Raw genomic sequence first — 20,109 nt, forward strand, 5'->3', positions numbered from 1 at the left:
CTCCCCGAAACTCCCCACGCCCCGGACTTCTGCGACACTCCTGCGATGACCGGAACAGCCGACACCCCGCTCTTCGCCCAGTTCACCGCCCCCGACGCGCTGCCCGGCGGGCTCCCGGCGGCCCTCGCCGACTGCTGGACCGAGGTGAGCGACGCGGGCGGGGCGGCCGGGTTCCCCTTCCCGCCGGTCGACCCGGCCGCGGTCGCCGCAGCGGTCGACCGCATCGTCACGGGACTCGACCCGGCGAGCAGCCGGCTCCTCGTCGCCACCGTCGACGGTGCCCTCGCGGGCTGGCTGTGCCTGCGCCGCGACCCCCATCCGCTGGTCGCGCACTGGGGCACCCTGCACCACGTCCAGACCCGCCTCGGGGTGCGCGGCCGGGGCATCGGTGCGGGTCTGGTGCGGCGCGCCCGCGTGATCGCCCGCGACGAGATGGGCCTGGAGCAGCTGAGGCTCGCGGCACGCGGCGGCACCGGTCTTGAGGAGTTCTACGGCCGGCTCGGCTGGCGGGAGGTCGGCCGCTGGCCCGGGGCCCTGCGCCTGGCCGCCGACGACGACCGCGACGAGATCCTCATGGTCCTGACCCCGCTGTGATCCCGACGGAGGAAGGGTCCAGTTCTCCGCGATTGGCCTTGGAGCCCGCTTTTCCGACCCCGGTACGGTCAGGGGCATGCGCATCCGAATCGTCGACGCCTTCACCGACCGGCCCTTCTCCGGCAATCCGGCCGGAGTCCTGCTCCTCGACTCCTTCCCCGACGACGCCTGGCTCCAGAAGGTCGCCGCCGAGGTCAACCTCTCCGAGACCGCCTTCGCCCACCCGCTGCCGCCCGGCGGCGAGGCGGACTGGGCCCTGCGCTGGTTCACCCCCACCACCGAGGTCGACATGTGCGGCCACGCCACCCTGGCCACCGCGCACGTCCTGCACACCACCGGCACCGCGAGCGGCACGGTCCGCTTCACGGCCCGCTGCGGCATCCTGATCACCACCGCCGAGGACGACGGCACGATCACGATGGACTTCCCGACCTCCTCCCTCACCCCGGTCCCCGTCCCCGAGGGCCTGGAGAAGGCGCTCGGCGCCGAGATCGTCGCCGTCCACGACACGGCCTCCCACATCGGCGACCTCGTCGTCGAGCTGCGCGACGAGGCGACGGTCCGCTCGCTCACGCCGGACTTCGCCTCCCTGAAGGTCCTCTCCTCGCGCGGTGTCATCGCGACCGCCGCCGCCGAACGCCCGGACAGCGGATACGAGTTCGTCTCGCGCGGCTTCTTCCCCGCCGTCGGCATCGACGAGGACCCGGTGACGGGCAGCGCCCACACCGCGCTCGCCCCGTACTGGTCGGCCAGGTTCGGCCGCGAGGAGCTCACCGGCTTCCAGGGCGGCGCTCGTACGGGCCTCGTCCGCACCCGCCTGCGCGGCGACCGCACCCTCCTGAACGGCCACGCCGTCACGGTCGTCGAGGGCGACCTGCGGGCCTGACGCACGAGAGGGGGTGTGCGGCCCGAGCCGCACACCCCCTCCTTCGTCTCCCCGTCACGCGGTGGGCAGCCAGCCCACCTTCCCGGCGAGCAGCCCGTACCCGACGAAGGCCACGATGTCGAGCAGCGCATGCGCCACGACCAGCGGCCCCACCCGCCCCCAGCGGCGGTAGAGCAGCACGAAGACCACGCCCATCACCATGTTGCCGATGAAGCCGCCGACCCCCTGGTAGAGGTGGTACGAGCCGCGCAGCACCGAACTCGCCACCAGCGCGGCCATCGGCGTCCACCCCAACTGGCCCAGTCTGCGCAGCAGATAGCCGACGACGATGACCTCCTCCAGGACGGAGTTCTGGATCGCCGAGAGGATGAGCACGGGGTACTTCCACCACACGTCGGGCAGCGACTCCGGCACCACCGTCAGGTTGAACCCGGACGCCCGCGCCGCCAGGTAGAAGGCGAGGCCCGCGCTCCCGATCCCCGCCGCGACCAGGGTTCCGCGCCCGAGGTCGGACCACGGCCGGGTCCGGTCGAAGCCGATGACCCGCAGTCCCCGGACCCCCGGCCCCTCCCGCAGCAGCAGATGGGCGACGAGCACGACCGGCACGAGCGCGGTGGCGATGCCGAAGAGCTGCCAGGACAGGTCGAGCCAGGGGCGGCCGGGAGCGTACGAGCCGTTGAGCGTCGCCGCCTGCTCCTTCAGCGCGCCCGGTTTGGTCAGCGAGCCGATGAAGCTGATGAGCGCCGACACCCCGCTCGCCCCGAGCGAGAGGGCGAGCACGATGAGCGTCTCGGAGCGCAGCACGCCGCGCGGCAGGCCGTCGGGGGGCGGGGCTGGGTCCCTCAGTCGTTGCTCCGACACCACACCTGTCTCCACTTCCCCGTCGCGGGCCCACACCGTTCCGGTGGTCCCGGCCGGCCGGGACCACCTGGACATGATCGCCCATGGACGGGGACGAGGAGAGGTCAGCCGATCCCCACCGGCCAGGTGTGCACCGGCTCGCCCGCGAGCATGAGCGTCCGGTACCGCCGGGTGGTCGCCGCGAGGGCGGCCTCCCGGTCGAGGCCCGACTCCAGGGCCCGGTGGAAGGTGTCGGCCTGCCAGGAGGCGCCGTTCACCCGCCGCAGACAGCGCTGCTCGATCACCCCGAGGTAGAAGTCCCGGTCGGCCGGCTCGATGTGCCAGGCGTCGAGCCCCGCCGCGGCGAGCGGCAGCAGCTCGTCCAGGACGAGCCGTACGGCGGGCACGGTGGCGATGCCGCCGGCGCGCCCCGCGCGGGGCCAGCGCAGCTCGGCCTCGATGCCGTGGCGGCAGGCGGTGTCGAAGTTGGCCTCGGCGTCCTGGAAGGCCATCCGCTTCCACACCGGCCGGGGGTCGTCGGCGAGGGAGCGCACGAGCCCGTAGTAGAAGGCCGCGTTCGCGATCACGTCGGTGACGGTCGGCCCCGCCGGCAGGACCCGGTTCTCGACGCGCAGGTGCGGGACCCCGTCGACCCAGCCGTACACCGGCCTGTTCCAGCGGTAGATCGTGCCGTTGTGCAGGATCAGTTCCTGGAGGCGCGGCACCCCGCCCCGGTCGAGGACGAGCAGCGGGTCCTCCTCGTCGCAGAGCGGCAGCAGGGCGGGGAAGTAGCGGAGGTTCTCCTCGAAGAGGTCGTACACGGAGTCCACCCACCGCTCCCCGAACCAGGTGCGCGGCCGCACGCCCTGGGACCGGAGCTCGGGCGGCCGGGTGTCGGTGGCCTGCTGGAAGAGCGGCGGCCGGGACTCGCGCCACAGTTCGCGGCCGAAGACGAAGGGCGCGTTGGCGCCGAGCGCGATCTGGACGCCGGCCACGGCCTGCGCGGCGTTCCACACGGGGGCGAACCTGGCCGGTGTGACCTGGAGGTGGAGCTGCACCGAGGTGCAGGCCGCCTCGGGAACGATCGACTCCGTGGTGCACAGCAGGCGTTCGACGCCGTGGATGTCGAGGGTGAAGTCCTCGCCGCGGGCGGCGAGGATCTGGTCGTTGAGCAGCGTGTAGCGGTCGTTGTCCGAGATGTTCTCGGGGACCAGGTCGTGCTGGGCCAGCGTGGGGAGTATGCCGATCATGACGACGTTCGCGTCGACTTCCGCCGCCTTGCGGTCGGCATATCCCAGGCCGGTTCCGATCTCCTCCGCGAGCCGGTCGAATACGCGCCCGTCGAGCTGGTGGGGCGCGATGTTCACTTCGAGGTTGAACATTCCGAGTTCCGTCTGGAAATCGGGGCTGGCGATCTTTTCGAGGACCGGGCCGTTCAGCATCCGGGGCATCCCGTCGGAGCCGGCGAGATTGAGTTCGATCTCCACGCCCATGAGATTGCGCGGCCGGTCGAACCTCTTCTCCGCCAGCAGCCGCGCGAGCCCCGCGAGACACTGCTGGAGCTTTCTCCGGTACTGCTGCCGGTCGGACGGGCCGAACCCGTCGGCCACGACCTTCTCCCCCATCGAAGCGTCCCTCCCCGAGTGGGCGGCCGCCGGGACGGCAGCGCGTCACGGACGATGATGCCCACCCCGCTGATCCACAACGCCTGCGGAATCGGCCTGTCGGAGGATAGGCTGGACGAAGGACTCCAGCGGCACATCCCGAAGGCAAGGAACGTGCGACATATACCAATGTCGTATTGTCCCGGGAGCCGGGATCGGAATTCAGCCGTCCACCTTCGCGCGGAATACGCAGGTGGGAGCGGTATGGTCCTCGTGATTCCGCTTCAACTCCCCCTGATTACGGCTTGTTGACGTCTTGTCAGGAATATCCGCGAGGTCTAGCGGAAACACTGTGTGAACACGTGTCGTATAAACTCCGCGGACGAGGCAGAGTGTTGGCGCCCGGCCATGGCCTCATGGCCCCTCTCTGGCCCCGCCGCCGACAGCGCCGTCGTACCTGCCCACGCATCACCGTGTCTCCTGAGTGAGAGGCGACCCACCATGCTCCGACCCTCCCCGGCCCCCGCGCCGGCCCTCCGCAGTGTCCTCGCGGCCCTCGGTTCGCCGACCGCCGTCCGCGAGCCGCGAACTCCCGCGCTGCGGGCCGCACAGGGACCACTGAGCCCCGAACGCCCCCTGCCCGTCCACGTCCTGGGCGTCGGCGGGGGCCCGGGACTCGCACCCCGCACCCGGCTCGCCGGCTGGCGATTCCTCATCCGGAACGGGGACCGGGCGATCGCCGCCGCGGACACCATGCTCACCCCGGACGGCTGGGCCTTCTCGCACTTCTTCGAGGGCCCGTACGTCTCCGCCACGGAACGGGCCCTGCTCCAGGCCGAGGCCCTGCCCACCATGTACCAGGCGCGGCTGCTCTCCGTACCGGAGCTCTACATGCTGACCCTGTGGCTGCACGCGGGACCGGAGGCGGACGACACCCCCGTCGCCCCGGCCGCGGCCGATCTGATGGTGCCCCTGGCCCCCGCACCCCCGGGGATCGCGGCCCACCTCCCGTACCAGGTCGCCGAACTCCTGCCCGTGCTCAGCACACGACTCGCGCCGCCGCCCCTTCTGGGTTCGCCGGCGTCCGCCTGATCCTCCGCACGTACGCCGCCGCCCCGTGACCCGGCCGGGTCACGGGGCGCACTCCTGTCCGAGCCGCGCTCCCGAACGCCCCGCCCGAACGGCTCTCCCGTACGGACTAGCCCGCTGGGACCACCCCGAACCACCCGAAGAGACGGTGCAGTTGACCTGAACCGCCCCTGCGGGTGACGCGTCTTCCCAGGAGAGGACGAGCTGTCGCGAAATACCTGCGGAAGACCGTCCATGGGGCAAGACTGGGGACCGGAACCGAACCGACCTACGGGGGCGGCCATGAGCGCACAGAGCCGCAGGACATCCACCACGACGCAGCGAAAGAACCCACCCATGTGCCAGCACCAGCCCGCCTGTCCCACCGCCGACTCCCCCGACAGGGAGGCGGCCCGACTGATGGCACACCACCCGGAGCAGGGCTGGAGCCTGCTGTGCAACGGCGTCCTGCTCTTCGAGGACACCGGTGAACTGCTGCCGGACGGGCAGATCATCGCCCCGCATCGGCCGCTGACGGCGGGACAGGTGACGACCGCCGCCTGAAAGCGGCAGGACACCGTACGAGGGAAACGCCGAGGGCCGGCCCGGAGGAGATCCTCCGGACCGGCCCTCGGCGCGTGCTCAGTTGTCGTACTCGTCCAGCGGCGGGCAGGAGCAGACCAGGTTCCGGTCGCCGAAGGCACCGTCGATGCGGCGCACCGGCGGCCAGTACTTGTCGGCGGCCGAGACACCGGCCGGGAAGACCGCCTCGTCACGGGTGTACGGGTGGTTCCACTCGCCGCCCAGCGCGGCCGCGGTGTGCGGGGCGTTGTGCAGCGGGTTGTCGTCGCCGGGCCACTCGCCGGAGGCGACCTTCTCGATCTCGCCGCGGATCGCGATCATCGTGTCGCAGAAGCGGTCGAGCTCGGTGAGGTCCTCGGACTCGGTGGGCTCGATCATCAGCGTGCCGGCCACCGGGAAGGACATCGTCGGCGCGTGGAAGCCGTAGTCGATGAGGCGCTTGGCGATGTCGTCGACCGTGACGCCCGTCTCCTTCGAGAGCGGACGCAGGTCCACGATGCACTCGTGGGCGACCAGACCGGCCGGGCCGGTGTAGAGCACCGGGAAGTGGGGCTCCAGGCGCTTGGCGATGTAGTTCGCCGCGAGCACGGCGACCTGCGTGGCGCGCTTGAGGCCCTCGCCGCCCATGAGGCGCACGTACGACCAGGAGATCGGCAGGATGCCGGCGGAGCCCCAGGGGGCGGCCGAGATCGGGCCGACGCCGGTCTCCGGGCCCGCGGTGGGCTGGAGCGGGTGGTTCGGCAGGTACGGGGCGAGGTGGGCGCGGACGCCGACCGGGCCGACGCCGGGGCCGCCGCCGCCGTGCGGGATGCAGAAGGTCTTGTGCAGGTTCAGGTGCGAGACGTCGCCGCCGAAGTGACCCGGCTTGGCCAGACCGACCAGCGCGTTCAGGTTGGCGCCGTCGACGTACACCTGGCCGCCGGCCTCGTGGACCTCGGCGCAGATGTCCGCGACGTGCTCCTCGAAGACGCCGTGCGTGGACGGGTAGGTGATCATCAGCACGGACAGCTCGTCGCGGTACTGGGCGATCTTGGCGCGCAGGTCCTCGACGTCGACCTCGCCGTCGTCGGCGGTCTTGACGACGACGACCTTCATGCCAGCCATCACCGCGGAGGCGGCGTTGGTGCCGTGCGCGGAGGACGGGATGAGGCAGACGGTGCGCTGCTCGTCGCCGTTGGCGCGGTGGTAGGCGCGGACGGCGAGCAGACCGGCCAGCTCGCCCTGCGAACCGGCGTTGGGCTGGATCGACACCTTGTCGTAGCCGGTGACCTCGGCGAGGCGCTCCTCCAGCTCGTTGATGAGCGTGAGGTAGCCCTGCGCCTGCTCGACCGGGGCGAACGGGTGCATCTGGCCGAACTCGGGCCAGGTCACCGGCTCCATCTCGGTGGTCGCGTTCAGCTTCATGGTGCAGGAGCCGAGCGGGATCATGCCGCGGTCCAGCGCGTAGTCGCGGTCCGCGAGCTTGCGCAGGTAGCGCAGCATCGAGGTCTCGGAGCGGTGCGCGTGGAAGACCGGGTGGGTCAGGTACGCGTCGGAGCGCAGCAGACCGGCCGGGAGGGTGTCCTCGGTGGCCGCGTCCAGGGCCTCCACGTCGGCGGTGACGCCGAAGGCGCCCCAGACGGCGGCGAGCTGCGCGCGCCCGGTGGTCTCGTCGCAGGAGATCGAGACGAGGTCGGCGTCGACGCGGTGGAGGTTCACCCCGGCCTCGCGGGCGGCGACGACGACCTCGTCGGCCTTGCCGGGCACGCGGACGGTGAGGGTGTCGAAGTACGAGCCGTGCACGACCTCGACGCCACCGGCGGTGAGGCCCGCGGCGAGGATGGCGGCGTAGCGGTGCGTACGCCGCGCGATCTGCTTCAGACCCTCGGGGCCGTGGTAGACGGCGTACATGCCGGCCATGACGGCGAGCAGCACCTGGGCGGTGCAGATGTTGCTGGTGGCCTTCTCGCGGCGGATGTGCTGCTCGCGGGTCTGCAGGGCCAGGCGGTAGGCGCGGTTGCCGTCGGCGTCGACGGACACGCCCACGAGGCGGCCGGGCAGGGAGCGGGCGTGCTTGTCCTGGACGGCCATGTAGCCGGCGTGCGGACCGCCGAAGCCCATCGGGACGCCGAAGCGCTGCGTGGTGCCGACGGCGATGTCGGCGCCCAGCTCGCCGGGCGAGGTGAGCAGGGTGAGCGCGAGCAGGTCGGCGGCGACGGTGACGATCGCGCCGAGCTCGTGGGCGGCGTCGATCAGCGGCTTGATGTCGCGGACGGCACCGGAGGCACCCGGGTACTGGAGGAGGACACCGAAGACACCGCGCTCGGCGACCTCGACCGGGATGCCGGCGGACAGGTCGGCGACGACGACCTCGACACCGGTCGGCTCGGCGCGGGTCTCGATGACGGCGATGGTCTGCGGCAGGGCGTCGGCGTCGACGAGGAAGACGCCGTTCTTGACCTTGCCCACGCGGCGGGAGAGCGCCATGGCCTCGGCGGCGGCGGTGCCCTCGTCCAGGAGGGAGGCGCCGGAGGTGGGCAGACCGGTCAGGTCGGCGACCATGGTCTGGAAGTTGAGCAGGGCCTCCAGGCGGCCCTGGGAGATCTCCGGCTGGTAGGGCGTGTAGGCCGTGTACCAGGCGGGGTTCTCCATCACGTTCCGGAGGATGACCGGCGGGGTGAAGGTCCCGTAGTAACCGAGGCCGATCATCGGGGCGAGGACCTGGTTGCGGTCGGCGAGCATGCGCAGCTCGGCCAGGACCTCGGCCTCGGTGCGCGCGGCCGGCAGGCCCAGCGCCTCGGCGTTCTTGATGACGTCCGGCACCGCGGCGGCCGTGAGCTCGTCGAGCGAGCCGTAACCGACCTGGGCGAGCATCTTGGCCCGCGCCTCGGCGTCGGGGCCGATGTGCCGCTGCTCGAACGGGATGCCCTGTTCGAGCTCGGAGAGCGGAGTGCGGTTGGCGGTCATGTACGGAGGCCTCCTGGTCGTCACGACCTGCGAGGGGCACCACGGCGCGGGTGCCCGGACGGCCTCCCCCTCTGTCATCTCAACCTGAGAGTTTCACCGGCACGCCTCGCGGCCCGCCGGCTTTCACCGTCGGTGAGAGCGGGATGCCGTCGACATCCGCTCTGCTTTCCAGAGTGACCTCGTCCGCGCGGTACAGGGGCCTGAGAGATTCCGGGGAGGATTTGCTCCTTCGGCGCCCACCGGAAGGTTTCTCCGGGGGACTCTCCCGCACGGGGTCGACAGCCACAACCAGCCTACCAGCGAGGTTGCGGCTCCCATCGCTCAAGTGGCCGACATCCCAGATGTGCACTTTCGTAGGGGTGTAGAGCAGTTGCGACCAGTTGGAGGGACCGTGCAGACCGATATCGATCCGCGCAGCCTGATCGGCCGCAAGGCGTTCGACCGGAACGGGCACAAGATCGGAACCGTGGACGAGGTGTACCTGGACGACGCGACCGGCATCCCCGAATGGGCCGCGGTCCGCACGGGCCTGTTCAGCCGGGACGCCTTCGTCCCCCTGGAGCCGAGCGCCCTGCTCGACGACGGCCTCCACATCCCGTACGAGCGGGCCCTCATCAAGGACGCCCCCGACTTCGGAGTGGGCCGCCACCTCTCCCCCGAGCAGGAACTCCAGCTGTACCGCCACTACAGCCTCGCCCTGCCTCCCCCGTCCAGGGACGTCCCGGACACCGACTTCGGCCGCCTGGCGGGCCAGGACGGCGCCTGAGGCCCCTCCCCGAGGACGGACCCACCCGCGCGACGGTGCGGGTGGGCACCCTCACGCCGCCTCGTCCCGCCGGACCAGCGGCAACGGCTCCGACGGTTCGAGCTCCGGGTCGTCCACGGCGAACGTCCGCACCCGCCCCGGCCCGGACCACGGCTCCTCGAACCGCACCGTGACCCGCCCGACCCCGCTCCCCTGGACCCACCCGGCCCCGTGCGCGGCGTGCCGCACGTCGTGCCCGGGCGCCCACACCCGCTCGGCGCTCTCCGCCACGGGGGAAGCCGCCTCCTCCGCCTCCGGGGGCACGGCCTCCTCCGCAGGCCGCTCCGAGACCTCCGCCTCCGCCTGGGCGAACAGGTCCTCCTGCGTGTAGTCCGCGAGCCCGCTCACCCCCACCCCCAGCAGCCGCACGCCCCCGGTCGTGTCCACCGCCTCCAGGAGCCGCCCCGCCGCCTCCCGTACGACACCCGGGTCGTCCGTCGGACCCCGCAGCGTCTCGGACCGGGTGAGCGTCGAGAAGTCGTACCGCCGCACCTTGAGGACGATGGTCCGCCCGGAGTGCCCCGAGGCCCGCAGCCGCGCGACACACCGCTCCGCGAGCCGTTCGACCTCCATCCGGATCCGCACCCGGTCGTGGAGGTCCACGTCGAAGGTGTCCTCGACCGACACCGACTTGGTCTCCCGCTCGGCCACCACGGGCCGGTCGTCGTACCCCTGGGCCATCCGGTGCAGCGAGGTCCCGTGCGCCCGCCCCAGGAGCCGTACGAGCTCGTCCTCGCCCGCCTCCACGAGGTCGGCGACGGTACTCATCCCGGCGCGCCGCAGGTGCTCCCCCGTGGCCGGCCCGACGCCGGGCAGGATCCGTACCGACCGGGGCCCGAGCAGCTCCCGCTCCGTCCCGGGCTCGATGAGGACGAGCCCGTTCGGCTTGGCCTCCTCGGAGGCGATCTTCGCGATCATCTTGGACCCGGCGAGCCCCACGGACCCGCTGAGCCCGGTCGTCGCGAGGATGTCGGCCCGCAGCCGCTCCCCCGCGGCCCGCGCGCTCGCGCTGTCGTCGGCGACGCCACCCGCTTCGAGGTCGACGAAGGCCTCGTCGAGGCTGAGGGGCTCCACGAGCGGTGAGAGCCGCCGCAGCAGCTCCATGACCTGCTCGCTGATCGAGCGGTAGAAGGCGAAGCGCGGCACGAGATAGGCCGCGTTCGGCGCGAGCCGACGCGCCTGCCCCATCGGCATGGCCGAGTGCACCCCGAAGCGACGGGCCTCGTAGGAGGCGGTGGCGACCACACCCCGGGGCCCGAGACCACCGACGATCACGGGCTTTCCGCGCAGGCTGGGCTTCGACGCCTGCTCTGCGGCGGCGAAGAAGGCATCCATGTCGAGATGCAGGATCGTGGGCGCGGCTCTCACACACCCGATGCTGCCCCACGCCACTGACAACGCCCCCAAGGAACACCCGGGCACCCAGACCCGGCCCACCCAGGCCCTTCGGCGCGCCCGCAGCACCCCGGCGCGCTCGATCCCGCGCCCGACCCTGCTCAGGCCCTTCGGCACGCCCCCGCCGCCCGACATGCTCAGGGCCCGGCCCACTCCTCAGCCTCGCTCAGGCCCGCCCGGCCCGCTCAGACCCCCTCAAGGCCCCTCGGGCGCGCCCAAGACCACCCCGGGCGCGGGCCCGGGCACGCCCAGGCCTCCCCGCCGCGCTCAGACCGCCTTGTCGCGTCGCCGGCGTGCCAGCTCGTCGCCCGGGTTGTGCCGGACCAGCGTCTCGCCGGTGTCGACACGCTCCCCGTGGAGCTGCGAGAGCGCCGCCTCGACGTCGCGCCAGACGACCCCGACGGCGATGCCGAAGACGCCCTGCCCGCCTTGGAGGAGGTCGACGACCTCGTCGGGCGAGGAGCACTCGTACACCGTGGCCCCGTCGCTCATGAGCGTCATCCGCTCCAGGTCCCGGAAGCCCCGGGCGCGCAGGTGCTGCACCGCGGCCCGGATGTTCTGAAGGGCCACCCCGGTGTCGAGGAAACGCTTGACGATCTTCAGTACGACGACGTCGCGGAAGCTGTAGAGCCGCTGCGTCCCCGACCCGTACGCGGGCCGCACGCTCGGCTCCACGAGCCCGGTGCGCGCCCAGTAGTCCAGCTGGCGATAGGTGATCCCGGCGGCCGCGCAGGCCGTCGGTCCGCGGTAGCCGACCACCGCGTCGGCGACGCCGACACCGTTGTCCGTCCCGAAGTCGCCCACACTGCCGTGAAGCGGATACGGACCGCTCTCCCCGGACACGCGTCCGAGAGAGCTCCCTGCCGTACCGTCCGCGCTGCTCATCACGCCGACCCTCCGTCCTTGACCTGCCCACACGAAGGTAGGCAGTCACCCGGGGTGCGTCAACGATCGCCACACTCGGCACGCCGAGTGATAATCACCCTGAGAGTGGTTTCGCGTGTCCCTCTCCGGGGAAAGGCTAGTCGAATGCTCTGACGGCACCCCGCGAACGGCCTCCGGCCGCACCGCTCCGTCCTACTGGCTGCTGCTCCCGAAGTCCTCCGGTGAGATCTGGTCGAGGAACTCGCGGAACTTCTCCACCTCGTCCTCCTGCTCGTCCGGAATCGCGATACCGGCGTCGTCCAGCACACCGTCGCTGCCGAAGATCGGCGTCCCGGTCCGAAGGGCGAGCGCTATCGCGTCCGACGGCCGCGCGCTCACCTCGACGCCGCTGGCGAAGACCAGCTCGGCGTAGAAGACCCCGTCGCGCAGATCCGTGATGCGGACCTCGGTGAGCTCCTGTCCCACGGCCTCCAGCACGTCCTTGAACAGGTCGTGCGTCAGCGGCCGCGGCGGGGCCATCCCCTGCTGGGCGAAGGCGATCGCGGTCGCCTCCCCCGGTCCGATCCAGATGGGGAGGTACCGATCGCCTCCCACTTCACGCAGGAGCACGATCGGCTGGTTGGAGGGCATTTCCACCCGGACACCCACAACGTCGAGCTCGTTCACACAGCAACCCTAGGACGTGCCCGACCGGTTTGGATAGTCGGGCCCCCCGAGCGACCCCTACCGGGCCCCTCCCGGGACCCCTTCCCGGGTCACTGGAGCCGGATCCCCAGCGCGGCCTGGACGAGCGCCGCGTGCAGCCGCACCGACTGCGCGGCGAGCTCCTGCGCGGTGGCCTCCGCATGGGCCCTGGTCTGCGGGTTGCGGTGCCGGCGCAGCGGCGCGACCACCTGCTCGATCAGCCCGGCCTCCCGGTCGGCGGCCGCCTTGACGGCCCGCAGGTGCCGGGGTTCCAGACCGAATCGCCCCAGATCCGCGACGAGTCGCGCGACGGTCACGGTCTCGGCGTCGTAGCCGCCGCCCTCCGCCTCGGCGATGAGGCCGTACGACTCCCACTCGGCGAGCTCGGTCTCGGTCACCTCGGCGGCGGCGATCAGCTCGTCCCGGCCGAGCCGCGCGACAGTCGGCGCGTCCGCCTCGTCCTGCTCCCAGGGCCCGTCGAGCAGGTCCCGCCGGCGCCCGGGCGCCGGGAGCTTGATCGGCTCGCCCCGTTCGAGGGCGTCGAGGTGCTCGCGGATGACCTTCAGCGGAAGGTAGTGGTCCCGCTGCATCCGCAGGATGCGGGCGAGCCGCTCCACGTCCTGCGGGCTGAACTTCCGGTATCCGGAGGCCGTCCGCCGGGGCTCGACCAGCCCCTCGGCCTCCAGGAACCGGATCTTGGAGATCGTCACTTCGGGAAATTCGTCGCGCAGCTGGCTCAGCACCGTGCCGATGCTGACCAGCCGGTCGCCCGCGGTGGCGGTGCCGGATCCGGCACCGCCCGTCGGTGTTCGCAGCATGAACCTTCCCTGAAGGGGCTTCCCCGAGGCGTCACACGCCTCGCTGGCTCGAGTAGAAGACCAGCCGGTACTTGCCGATCTGCACCTCGTCGCCGTTGGACAGGACGACCGAGTCGATCGGCTCACGGTTGACGTACGTGCCGTTGAGGCTGCCGACGTCAGCGACAGTGAAGCTGCCGTCCTGCCCCCGCCGGAACTCGACATGCCGCCGGGAGACCGTGAAGTCGTCCAGGAAGATGTCGCTCTGCGGGTGACGGCCGGCCGTCGTCAGCTCGCCGTCGAGCAGGAAGCGGCTGCCCGAGTTCGGTCCCCGGCGCACCACGAGGAGCGCGGAGCCCAGCGGCAGCGCCTCCACGGCGGCCAGCGCCTCGGGAGACAGCGACGGGAGGGCGGTCTGGCCGGTGACCTCCGCGTCGTACGCCTCAAGACCCGAGATGGAGATCGTCGACGTCGTCTCCGACGCGCGCTCGGGAGCGACCCCGCCCCGCAGCGGCGTACCGCAGTGGGAGCAGAAGCGGCTGTCAGCGGTGTTGCGGTGACCGCACCTCGTGCACACCGGCATGGACGCATCCTCCTGCCGCGGCTGCCCCGCGGAGGTCTGTGTCGCGTACGGGTCGGACGTAAACCCTCCACCCGTACTTGAGGTTGATGGTTCTCCGAAACCTATGCGGGGGGCACCGGCGGGGTCAACAGAAGACGCGCCCTGCGTGCCCGGAATGTCACCGCCCCGGCCGGCGACCTCGTCGCGGAAGAGCGGGCGCTCGCCGCCCTGCTCCTCGCTCTGGGCGTGGCGCGACGCGGCGTGCTTGGCGCTGCCGCCGTCCTCGCGTCCGCTCTTGCCGAACAACTTCGCAAAAAAACTCACGGGCGATTCCCCTTGACCGAAACAGACCCGCCCGTGGGGCAGGACGAACCGAAATCCTTCACACCTGCCGACCCGGACACCTTCACAACGTCCGTATCCTCCGGACAGTTTCCACCACGCACCACCGTTGTGATGCGTCGACCCCCCGCAACGTCTTGCCCTTGTCGCGGGACCCCCCTCGTCCCCCTCTCACTGGGAGGACGACTGAGCGTAGTCAGGCCGCTTCGCGGGTCGCAAGGCGTCGACGACGATCTTCGCCGCCCGCTCCACCGTGGCCGTGGCCTGCTCCTTCTCCAGGGTCTGCACGACACCGCCGGGGATGTTGAGCGCGGGCTCGAGATCTTCCGGCTTGCCGATGACCTTGAAGACGTACGGAGCGGCCACCTTCGTTCCATCGATCCGCATGTCATCACCGCTACCGGTGAAATAACTGTCCGCCACCACCCGGACCCCGTTCACCTGGATCGCCTCGGCGCCCGCCGCGCGCAGCTCCTGGATGGCGTCGAGCAGCATGTCCGACTCGACCGCCCCGGTGGGGTCCCCGACGGTGAGGGTGATGCCCGGCCCCTCGGCCGCGACGGAGCCGGCCAGGATGCCGAGCTGCCGCTCCTTCTCCTGGGTCTGCTTGCGCGCCTCCTCGGCCTGGTCCGAGCTGGACTCCAGCTCGGAACGCTGCTTCTCCAGGCGGGCCTTCTCGTCCTCCAGGCGCTGGGTGCGGTCGTCGAGCTCGTCGAGGATCCGCACGAGGTCCTCCTGCCGGGCCCCGCGCAGCGCGCTGTTCTCGCTCGTCGAGGAGACCTGGATGGCCAGTCCCAGACCGAGGACGAACAGCAGCAGCGCGACGACGAGTTGGGCCCGGGTCACCCGCGGCGGCCACAGGGCCGAGACGAGCCTCCGCCGCCCACTCGGCTCGACGGCGGCCGGGGCCGGAGCCGGGGACACGACGGGCGCCTCGGGCACCCGTACGTCCTCGACCCGCTCCCCGGGCCCGGCGGCCTCGGGCTTCACGACCTCGGGCTTCACGACCTCGGGAACTTCGGCCTCGGCGGCCTTGCCGGCCGCGACGGGCTCGGCGGGCTCGACCTCGCCGCCGCCGGCCCCGACCCGCTCCGGGTCCTCGGGGTTCTCAGGGTTCTGCGGGTTCTCGCTCATCGGCCTCACGCCCGGAAGACGTGACGCCGGATGGCGGCCGCGTTGGAGAAGATGCGGATGCCGAGCACGACGACCACACCGGTCGACAGCTGCGCGCCCACGCCCAGCTTGTCGCCGAGGAAGACGATCAGCGCGGCCACGACCACGTTGGACAGGAACGAGACCACGAAGACCTTGTCGACGAAGATCCCGTCGAGCATGGCCCGCAGGCCGCCGAAGACCGCGTCGAGGGCGGCGACCACGGCGATCGGAAGATAGGGCTCGACCACCGCCGGAACCTCGGGGCGGACCAACAGTCCGACCACGACTCCGACGATCAGGCCCAGTACGGCGATCACGATGTGCCCTTCCCTGTGTCGGCCGTGGCCCGACCGGAGGGCGTCGCCGCCCCGGCCCCCCTCGGCTCTGCGGTACGTACGGTCAGGCTGGGCGCGGCCGGCAGGCGCACGTCGCCCTCGGCCGAGATCCTGCTCCTGATCCCGAAGTTCTCCACCAGCGCGTGCAGGTACTGCCCGTCCGCGCTGTCCTGGAACGCGGTGCTCAGCCGCTTCCCGTCCCCGATCGCGAGGACGGTGTACGGCGGCACCAGCGGCTTGTTGTCGACCAGTATCGCGTCACCGGCGGCGCGGATCGCGGACAGCGACGTCAGCCGCTGCCCGTTGATCGCGACGGCCTCGGCGCCCGACTCCCACAGCCCGTTGACCACCCGCTGCATGTCCCGGTCGCGGACCCGGCCCGTGTCGGAGAAGCCGCTGCTCTCCCGCGGCCCGCCGCCCCCGGTGTCGGTGCCCTTGGCGTCGTCGACGACGAGCTTCACGCCGGTGCCGTGCACGGGCGTCGCCCCCGACAGGAGCGCGACGAGCTCGGCCTGGTCGCCGCCGTGCTGCTGGAGGGCCTGCCGCTGGCGGTCCCCGACCTCGGTCCGGATCCGCTCGACGTCCGCCTCCAGCCGGTCGGCGGTCGACGTCTCCTTGTCGATCCGGTCGATCAGGTCCTGCCGCTCCTTGGCGACGACCGGCGCGGAGATCCGCGCCTCGGCCGCACCGACGGTCACGACGACGGCGGCGAGCAGAAGGCCCGCGGCGACACCCAGTTTGGCCCGCAGGTTACGGGGCAGCCCGCCGCCCTCGGCCGCGCGCCGCGCAGTCGCCTCGGCGTAGCCGTCGTCGAGCGCGTGGTCGATCACGTTGTTCAGCAGCGACATGGACGCGTCCGGACGCGGCGGCGGTGATCCGGTGCTCCGAACGGGGGGCTGCTGCGACATGCCGCACATCGTCGCACGTCGCACGGCCTACCGCCGAATGGCCCCTCCCCGGGGACGGGAGGCACCCCTCGGGCACCTCCCGTCCTCACCGGCCCGGACCGTCAGCGACCTGCGCTGTCGACCACCTCGGCCCACTCGTCGAGCAGGGCCTGGGCGGAGGCGTCGTCGGGGCCCTCCGCCCACAGATGGGTGACGGCCTCGGCGGGGTCGGGCAGCACCATCACCCACCGCCCGTCGGCCTCGACCACCCGGACTCCGTCGGTGGTGTCCACGAAGCGGCTGCCCGCCGCCTCCACCACCCGGCGCATGACGAGCCCCTTCACGGCCCATGGGGTCGCGATGTCCTTCTTCAGGACGTGCGCCCGCGGGATCCGGGCGTCGATCTGGCTGAGCGTGAGCTGCGTCCGCGCCACGAGCCCGATCAGCCGCACGAAGGCGGCGGCCCCGTCGAAGACACTGCTGAACTCGGGCACGATGAACCCGCCGCGCCCGTCACCGCCGAAGATCGTCGACTCCTCGCGTCCGACCCTCGTGAGGTCGTCGGGCGAGGTGGTCGTCCATTCGACCTGGGTGCCGTGGTACGCGGCGACCTGCTCGGCGATACGGGTCGTGGTGACGGGCAGCGCCACCCGCCCGGAGCGCCGCTCGGCCGCCACCAGGTCGAGCATCACCAGGAGCGCCCGGTCGTCCTCGATGATCCGCCCCCGCTCGTCCACGAGCGAGAGCCGCTCGCCGACGGGGTCGAACCGCACGCCGAACGCGGCCCGCGCCGAGGCCACGATCTCCCCGAGCCGTACGAGCCCGGCCCGCCGGCTCTCGGCCGACTCGGTGGGGCGGGACTCGTCGAGCCCGGGGTTGATGGTCAGCGAGTCGACCTGGAGCCGCCCGAGCAGGCTGGGCAGAACGAGCCCCGCGCTGCCGTTGGAGGCGTCCACGACGACCTTCAGCCCCGCCTCGGCGATCCCCGTGGTGTCGACGTTCCGCAGCAGCGAGCCGGTGTACGAGTCGAAGACGCTCGCGGGGAAGGAGAGGTCGCCGATCTCACCGGGGAAGGCCCGCCGGTACTCCTGGCGCGCGAACACCCGGTCGAGCTTCCGCTGCCCGCCCTGCGAGAGGTCGGCCCCGCGCTCGTCGAAGAACATGATGTCCACCGAATCGGGCACCCCGGGCGAGGTCCGCACCATGATCCCGCCGGCACTTCCGCGCGCGGTCTGCTGCCGCGCCACGGGCAGCGGTACGTTCTCCAGGTCCCGTACGTCGATGGCGCTGGCCTGGAGCGCGGAGATCACCGCCCGTTTCAGCGCCCGGGCGCCCCGGGAGTGATCGCGCGCGGTGGTGACGGTCGCGCCCTTCTTCAGGGTCGTCGCGTACGCCCCCGCCAGCCGTACGGCCAGCTCGGGGGTGATCTCCACGTTCAGGATGCCGGAGACCCCGCGCGCCCCGAAGAGATGGGCCTGTCCCCGGGACTCCCAGATGACCGAGGTGTTGACGAAGGCGCCGGCCTCGATCGTCTTGAAGGGGTAGACGCGTACGTTCCCCTGCACGATCGATTCTTCCCCGACGAGGCACTCGTCCCCGATGACGGCTCCGTCCTCGATCCGGGCGGCCCGCATGATGTCGGTGTTCTTCCCGATCACGCAGCCCCGCAGATTGCTCTGCTGCCCGATGTAGACGTTGTCGTGGACAACGGCCTTGTGCAGGAAGGCACCGCTCTTCACGACCACGTTCGAGCCGATGACGGTGTGCTCGCGGATCTCCGCACCGGCCTCGACCTTGGCGTAGTCCCCGATGTAGAGCGGCCCGCGCAGCTCCGCGTCGGGGTGCACCTCGGCCCCCTCTGCGACCCACACCCCGGGCGAGATCTCGAAGCCGTCGATGTCGACCTGGACCTTGCCCTCCAGGACGTCCGCCTGGGCCTTCACATAGCTCTCGTGGGTGCCGACGTCCTCCCAGTAGCCCTCGGCGACATAGCCGAAGATCGGCTTGCCCTCCTTCATGAGCTTCGGGAAGACGTCACCCGACCAGTCGACGGACACGTCCGCTTCGACGTAGTCGAAGACCTCGGGCTCCATCACGTAGATGCCCGTGTTCACGGTGTCCGAGAACACCTGCCCCCAGGTGGGTTTCTCCAGGAAGCGCTCGACCTTGCCCTCTTCGTCGACGATCGTGATCCCGAATTCCAGCGGATTGGGCACCCGGGTCAGACAGACCGTGACGAGGGCGCCCTTCTCCTTGTGGAAGGCGATGAGGTCGGAGAGGTCGAAATCGGTGAGCGCATCCCCGGAGATGACGAGAAAAGCGTCGTCCTTCAACGCTTCCTCGGCGTTCTTCACACTCCCCGCTGTACCGAGTGGCTTTTCCTCGTTGGCATACGTGAGCTCCATCCCGAGCTCTTCTCCGTCGCCGAAGTAGTTCCTGACGAGAGAGGCGAGAAACTGCACGGTGACGACGGTCTCGTTGAGACCGTGCCTCTTGAGCAGTCGTAGGACGTGCTCCATGATCGGCCGGTTCACCACCGGCAGAAGAGGCTTGGGCATGCTCGAGGTCATGGGGCGAAGGCGGGTTCCTTCGCCACCGGCCATCACGACGGCCTTCATGTCGGAAGCGTCCTCCTTGAAGAGACGACGGTCCTGCCGACTTCACCTGTCCGTTCAGGGACCCTCGGACGTCCTCGTTGTTGCCGGCGACGCTGCTCGACACAGGACAGACGGGCTCAATCGGCCGCGGTATCCGCCTTCACGAGTCGACGGACCTGGACCACGTAGAGGATCCCTGCCCACCAATACAGAGTTGTACCCCATCCGGCGAAGGCCCACCCGAAAACTTCAGCGAGTGACGAAAGCCAGCCCGTTCCGTCACTGAGAAGCAGCAACGGGAACGCGTACATCAAGTTGAAAGTCGCAGCTTTCCCGAGGAAGTTCACCTGCGGCGGCGGGTACCCGTGCCGGCGGAGGATTCCCACCATCACGAGCAACATCAACTCGCGGGCGAAAAGGGCGGCGGTCAGCCAGATCGGCAGAATCTCGCGCCAGGTCAGTCCGATGAGCGTGGAAACGATGTAGAGCCGGTCGGCGGCCGGGTCGAGGAGCCGGCCGAGGCTGCTGATCTGGTTCCAGCGCCGCGCGAGCTTCCCGTCGAGATAGTCGCTGACGCCGCTGAGCATCAGCACGAGCAGGGCCCAGCCATCACTGTTGGGACCGCCGAACACGGGCCGGAGGATCAGCCACAGGAAGAGCGGCACACCCACCAGGCGAGCCATGCTCAGAACATTGGGGATGGTGAGGACCCGGTCGGTCTGAACGCGAGTCTCCTGGACCTCCACCCGGGGGCCTCCTGCTGGGAACGTACGGACGATGCCCCCTGACCTTACCCTCAGCCACCACCCCCAGACGCACAGGGTCCCCTCCGACTCCTGAACGCAAAAATGCCTCAACCCCCGGACAAGGTCCGGGGGTTGAGGATAAAAATTGTTCGGCGGCGTCCTACTCTCCCACAGGGTCCCCCCTGCAGTACCATCGGCGCTGAAAGGCTTAGCTTCCGGGTTCGGAATGTAACCGGGCGTTTCCCTAACGCTATGACCACCGAAACTCTATGAAGTTACGAACCGCCGCACCCCGCAGGGGGCGTGTTCGTTGCTTCAGAACTAACACAGTGGACGCGAGCAACTGAGGACAAGCCCTCGGCCTATTAGTACCGGTCAGCTCCACCCCTTACAGGGCTT

The 20,109-nt window shown here is 70.9% G+C and carries 18 protein-coding genes, 1 rRNA gene and 1 riboswitch; of the genes, 5 read left to right on the plus strand and 14 right to left on the minus strand.

Going from position 1 to position 20,109, the window contains the following annotated elements:
- Window positions 1–45: 45 nt before the first annotated feature.
- Both ACH4TP_RS22850 and ACH4TP_RS22855 read left to right on the plus strand, forming a co-directional pair.
- Window positions 46–594 (plus strand): GNAT family N-acetyltransferase, encoded by a 549-nt coding sequence (locus ACH4TP_RS22850; protein WP_398438951.1) that lies wholly within the window; start codon window positions 46–48, stop codon window positions 592–594.
- A 76-nt stretch (window positions 595–670) separates the two neighbouring features.
- The gene (locus ACH4TP_RS22855) at window positions 671–1,480 is read left to right on the plus strand and encodes a PhzF family phenazine biosynthesis protein (RefSeq protein WP_398438952.1); all 810 of its coding nucleotides are present in this window, start codon (window positions 671–673) and stop codon (window positions 1,478–1,480) included.
- 54 nt (window positions 1,481–1,534) lie between these two features.
- Here the strand turns inward: ACH4TP_RS22855 and ACH4TP_RS22860 are convergent, their stop codons facing one another.
- Window positions 1,535–2,341: a CPBP family intramembrane glutamic endopeptidase gene (locus tag ACH4TP_RS22860; RefSeq protein WP_398438953.1), complete on the minus strand. Its 807-nt coding sequence runs from the start codon at window positions 2,339–2,341 to the stop codon at window positions 1,535–1,537.
- Window positions 2,342–2,445: 104 nt separating this feature from the next.
- Window positions 2,446–3,945 (minus strand): glutamate--cysteine ligase, encoded by a 1,500-nt coding sequence (locus ACH4TP_RS22865; RefSeq protein WP_389239201.1) that lies wholly within the window; start codon window positions 3,943–3,945, stop codon window positions 2,446–2,448.
- 480 nt (window positions 3,946–4,425) lie between these two features.
- Here ACH4TP_RS22865 and ACH4TP_RS22870 point away from each other — a divergent pair, with 480 nt between their 5' ends.
- Both ACH4TP_RS22870 and ACH4TP_RS22875 read left to right on the plus strand, forming a co-directional pair.
- Window positions 4,426–5,016 carry a hypothetical protein gene (locus ACH4TP_RS22870; protein ID WP_398181731.1) on the plus strand — a complete coding sequence of 197 codons (591 nt, stop codon included), beginning with the start codon at window positions 4,426–4,428 and terminating at the stop codon, window positions 5,014–5,016.
- Window positions 5,017–5,349: 333 nt separating this feature from the next.
- A complete protein-coding gene (locus ACH4TP_RS22875; RefSeq protein ID WP_388849236.1) occupies window positions 5,350–5,556 on the plus strand; it encodes a DUF5999 family protein in 207 nt (68 codons plus the stop codon).
- A 78-nt stretch (window positions 5,557–5,634) separates the two neighbouring features.
- Here the strand turns inward: ACH4TP_RS22875 and gcvP are convergent, their stop codons facing one another.
- Window positions 5,635–8,520: an aminomethyl-transferring glycine dehydrogenase gene (gene gcvP, locus ACH4TP_RS22880; protein WP_398438954.1), complete on the minus strand. Its 2,886-nt coding sequence runs from the start codon at window positions 8,518–8,520 to the stop codon at window positions 5,635–5,637.
- 178 nt (window positions 8,521–8,698) lie between these two features.
- Window positions 8,699–8,798, minus strand: a riboswitch (glycine riboswitch).
- Between the two features lie 113 nt (window positions 8,799–8,911).
- Between gcvP and ACH4TP_RS22885 the strand changes: the two genes are divergently transcribed.
- A complete protein-coding gene (locus ACH4TP_RS22885; protein ID WP_389239195.1) occupies window positions 8,912–9,286 on the plus strand; it encodes a PRC-barrel domain-containing protein in 375 nt (124 codons plus the stop codon).
- Window positions 9,287–9,337: 51 nt separating this feature from the next.
- On the opposite strand, the gene ACH4TP_RS22890 is transcribed toward ACH4TP_RS22885, so the two are convergent.
- The 11 genes from ACH4TP_RS22890 to rrf form a co-directional block, all read right to left on the minus strand.
- Window positions 9,338–10,693, minus strand: a complete 1,356-nt coding sequence (locus tag ACH4TP_RS22890) for a DNA polymerase IV (protein WP_389239193.1) — start codon at window positions 10,691–10,693, stop codon at window positions 9,338–9,340.
- A gap of 294 nt (window positions 10,694–10,987) precedes the next feature.
- Window positions 10,988–11,605 carry a MerR family transcriptional regulator gene (locus ACH4TP_RS22895; RefSeq protein WP_389239191.1) on the minus strand — a complete coding sequence of 206 codons (618 nt, stop codon included), beginning with the start codon at window positions 11,603–11,605 and terminating at the stop codon, window positions 10,988–10,990.
- Window positions 11,606–11,797: 192 nt separating this feature from the next.
- On the minus strand, window positions 11,798–12,271 hold the full coding sequence (locus tag ACH4TP_RS22900) for a bifunctional nuclease family protein (RefSeq protein WP_030686418.1): 474 nt from the start codon (window positions 12,269–12,271) through the stop codon (window positions 11,798–11,800).
- 89 nt (window positions 12,272–12,360) lie between these two features.
- A complete protein-coding gene (locus tag ACH4TP_RS22905; protein WP_389239189.1) occupies window positions 12,361–13,107 on the minus strand; it encodes a MerR family transcriptional regulator in 747 nt (248 codons plus the stop codon).
- 31 nt (window positions 13,108–13,138) lie between these two features.
- Complete coding sequence (locus tag ACH4TP_RS22910) at window positions 13,139–14,080, minus strand: FHA domain-containing protein (protein WP_398438966.1); 942 nt, start codon at window positions 14,078–14,080, stop codon at window positions 13,139–13,141.
- An 81-nt stretch (window positions 14,081–14,161) separates the two neighbouring features.
- Window positions 14,162–15,124: a DUF881 domain-containing protein gene (locus ACH4TP_RS22915; RefSeq protein ID WP_398438955.1), complete on the minus strand. Its 963-nt coding sequence runs from the start codon at window positions 15,122–15,124 to the stop codon at window positions 14,162–14,164.
- 5 nt (window positions 15,125–15,129) lie between these two features.
- Complete coding sequence (locus tag ACH4TP_RS22920) at window positions 15,130–15,462, minus strand: small basic family protein (RefSeq protein WP_015032176.1); 333 nt, start codon at window positions 15,460–15,462, stop codon at window positions 15,130–15,132.
- The gene (locus ACH4TP_RS22925; protein WP_398438956.1) at window positions 15,459–16,388 is read right to left on the minus strand and encodes a DUF881 domain-containing protein; all 930 of its coding nucleotides are present in this window, start codon (window positions 16,386–16,388) and stop codon (window positions 15,459–15,461) included. The genes ACH4TP_RS22920 and ACH4TP_RS22925 overlap by 4 nt, the downstream gene beginning before the upstream one ends.
- Window positions 16,389–16,489: 101 nt before the next feature.
- Window positions 16,490–18,985, minus strand: coding sequence for a sugar phosphate nucleotidyltransferase (locus ACH4TP_RS22930; protein ID WP_389239183.1), 2,496 nt, complete (start codon window positions 18,983–18,985; stop codon window positions 16,490–16,492).
- Between the two features lie 116 nt (window positions 18,986–19,101).
- The gene (locus tag ACH4TP_RS22935) at window positions 19,102–19,710 is read right to left on the minus strand and encodes a CDP-alcohol phosphatidyltransferase family protein (protein WP_389239181.1); all 609 of its coding nucleotides are present in this window, start codon (window positions 19,708–19,710) and stop codon (window positions 19,102–19,104) included.
- 147 nt (window positions 19,711–19,857) lie between these two features.
- Window positions 19,858–19,974: ribosomal RNA gene (gene rrf, locus ACH4TP_RS22940) — 5S ribosomal RNA — on the minus strand.
- Between the last annotated feature and the right edge of the window lie 135 nt (window positions 19,975–20,109).

The sequence above is a fragment of the Streptomyces sp. NPDC021012 genome (assembly GCF_044333355.1).
GTDB lineage: Bacteria > Actinomycetota > Actinomycetes > Streptomycetales > Streptomycetaceae > Streptomyces.

What these genes read in the sequence shown, in the direction of transcription:
- ACH4TP_RS22850 (WP_398438951.1), top strand. Translation starts at nt 46, where the DNA reads ATGACCGGAACAGCCGACACCCCGCTCTTCGCCCAGTTCACCGCCCCC.
- ACH4TP_RS22855 (WP_398438952.1), top strand. Translation starts at nt 671, where the DNA reads ATGCGCATCCGAATCGTCGACGCCTTCACCGACCGGCCCTTCTCCGGC.
- ACH4TP_RS22865 (WP_389239201.1), bottom strand. Translation starts at nt 3,945, where the DNA reads ATGGGGGAGAAGGTCGTGGCCGACGGGTTCGGCCCGTCCGACCGGCAG.
- ACH4TP_RS22870 (WP_398181731.1), top strand. Translation starts at nt 4,426, where the DNA reads ATGCTCCGACCCTCCCCGGCCCCCGCGCCGGCCCTCCGCAGTGTCCTC.
- ACH4TP_RS22875 (WP_388849236.1), top strand. Translation starts at nt 5,350, where the DNA reads ATGTGCCAGCACCAGCCCGCCTGTCCCACCGCCGACTCCCCCGACAGG.
- gcvP (WP_398438954.1), bottom strand. Translation starts at nt 8,520, where the DNA reads ATGACCGCCAACCGCACTCCGCTCTCCGAGCTCGAACAGGGCATCCCG.
- ACH4TP_RS22895 (WP_389239191.1), bottom strand. Translation starts at nt 11,605, where the DNA reads ATGAGCAGCGCGGACGGTACGGCAGGGAGCTCTCTCGGACGCGTGTCC.
- ACH4TP_RS22905 (WP_389239189.1), bottom strand. Translation starts at nt 13,107, where the DNA reads ATGCTGCGAACACCGACGGGCGGTGCCGGATCCGGCACCGCCACCGCG.
- ACH4TP_RS22915 (WP_398438955.1), bottom strand. Translation starts at nt 15,124, where the DNA reads ATGAGCGAGAACCCGCAGAACCCTGAGAACCCCGAGGACCCGGAGCGG.
- ACH4TP_RS22925 (WP_398438956.1), bottom strand. Translation starts at nt 16,388, where the DNA reads ATGTCGCAGCAGCCCCCCGTTCGGAGCACCGGATCACCGCCGCCGCGT.
- ACH4TP_RS22930 (WP_389239183.1), bottom strand. Translation starts at nt 18,985, where the DNA reads ATGAAGGCCGTCGTGATGGCCGGTGGCGAAGGAACCCGCCTTCGCCCC.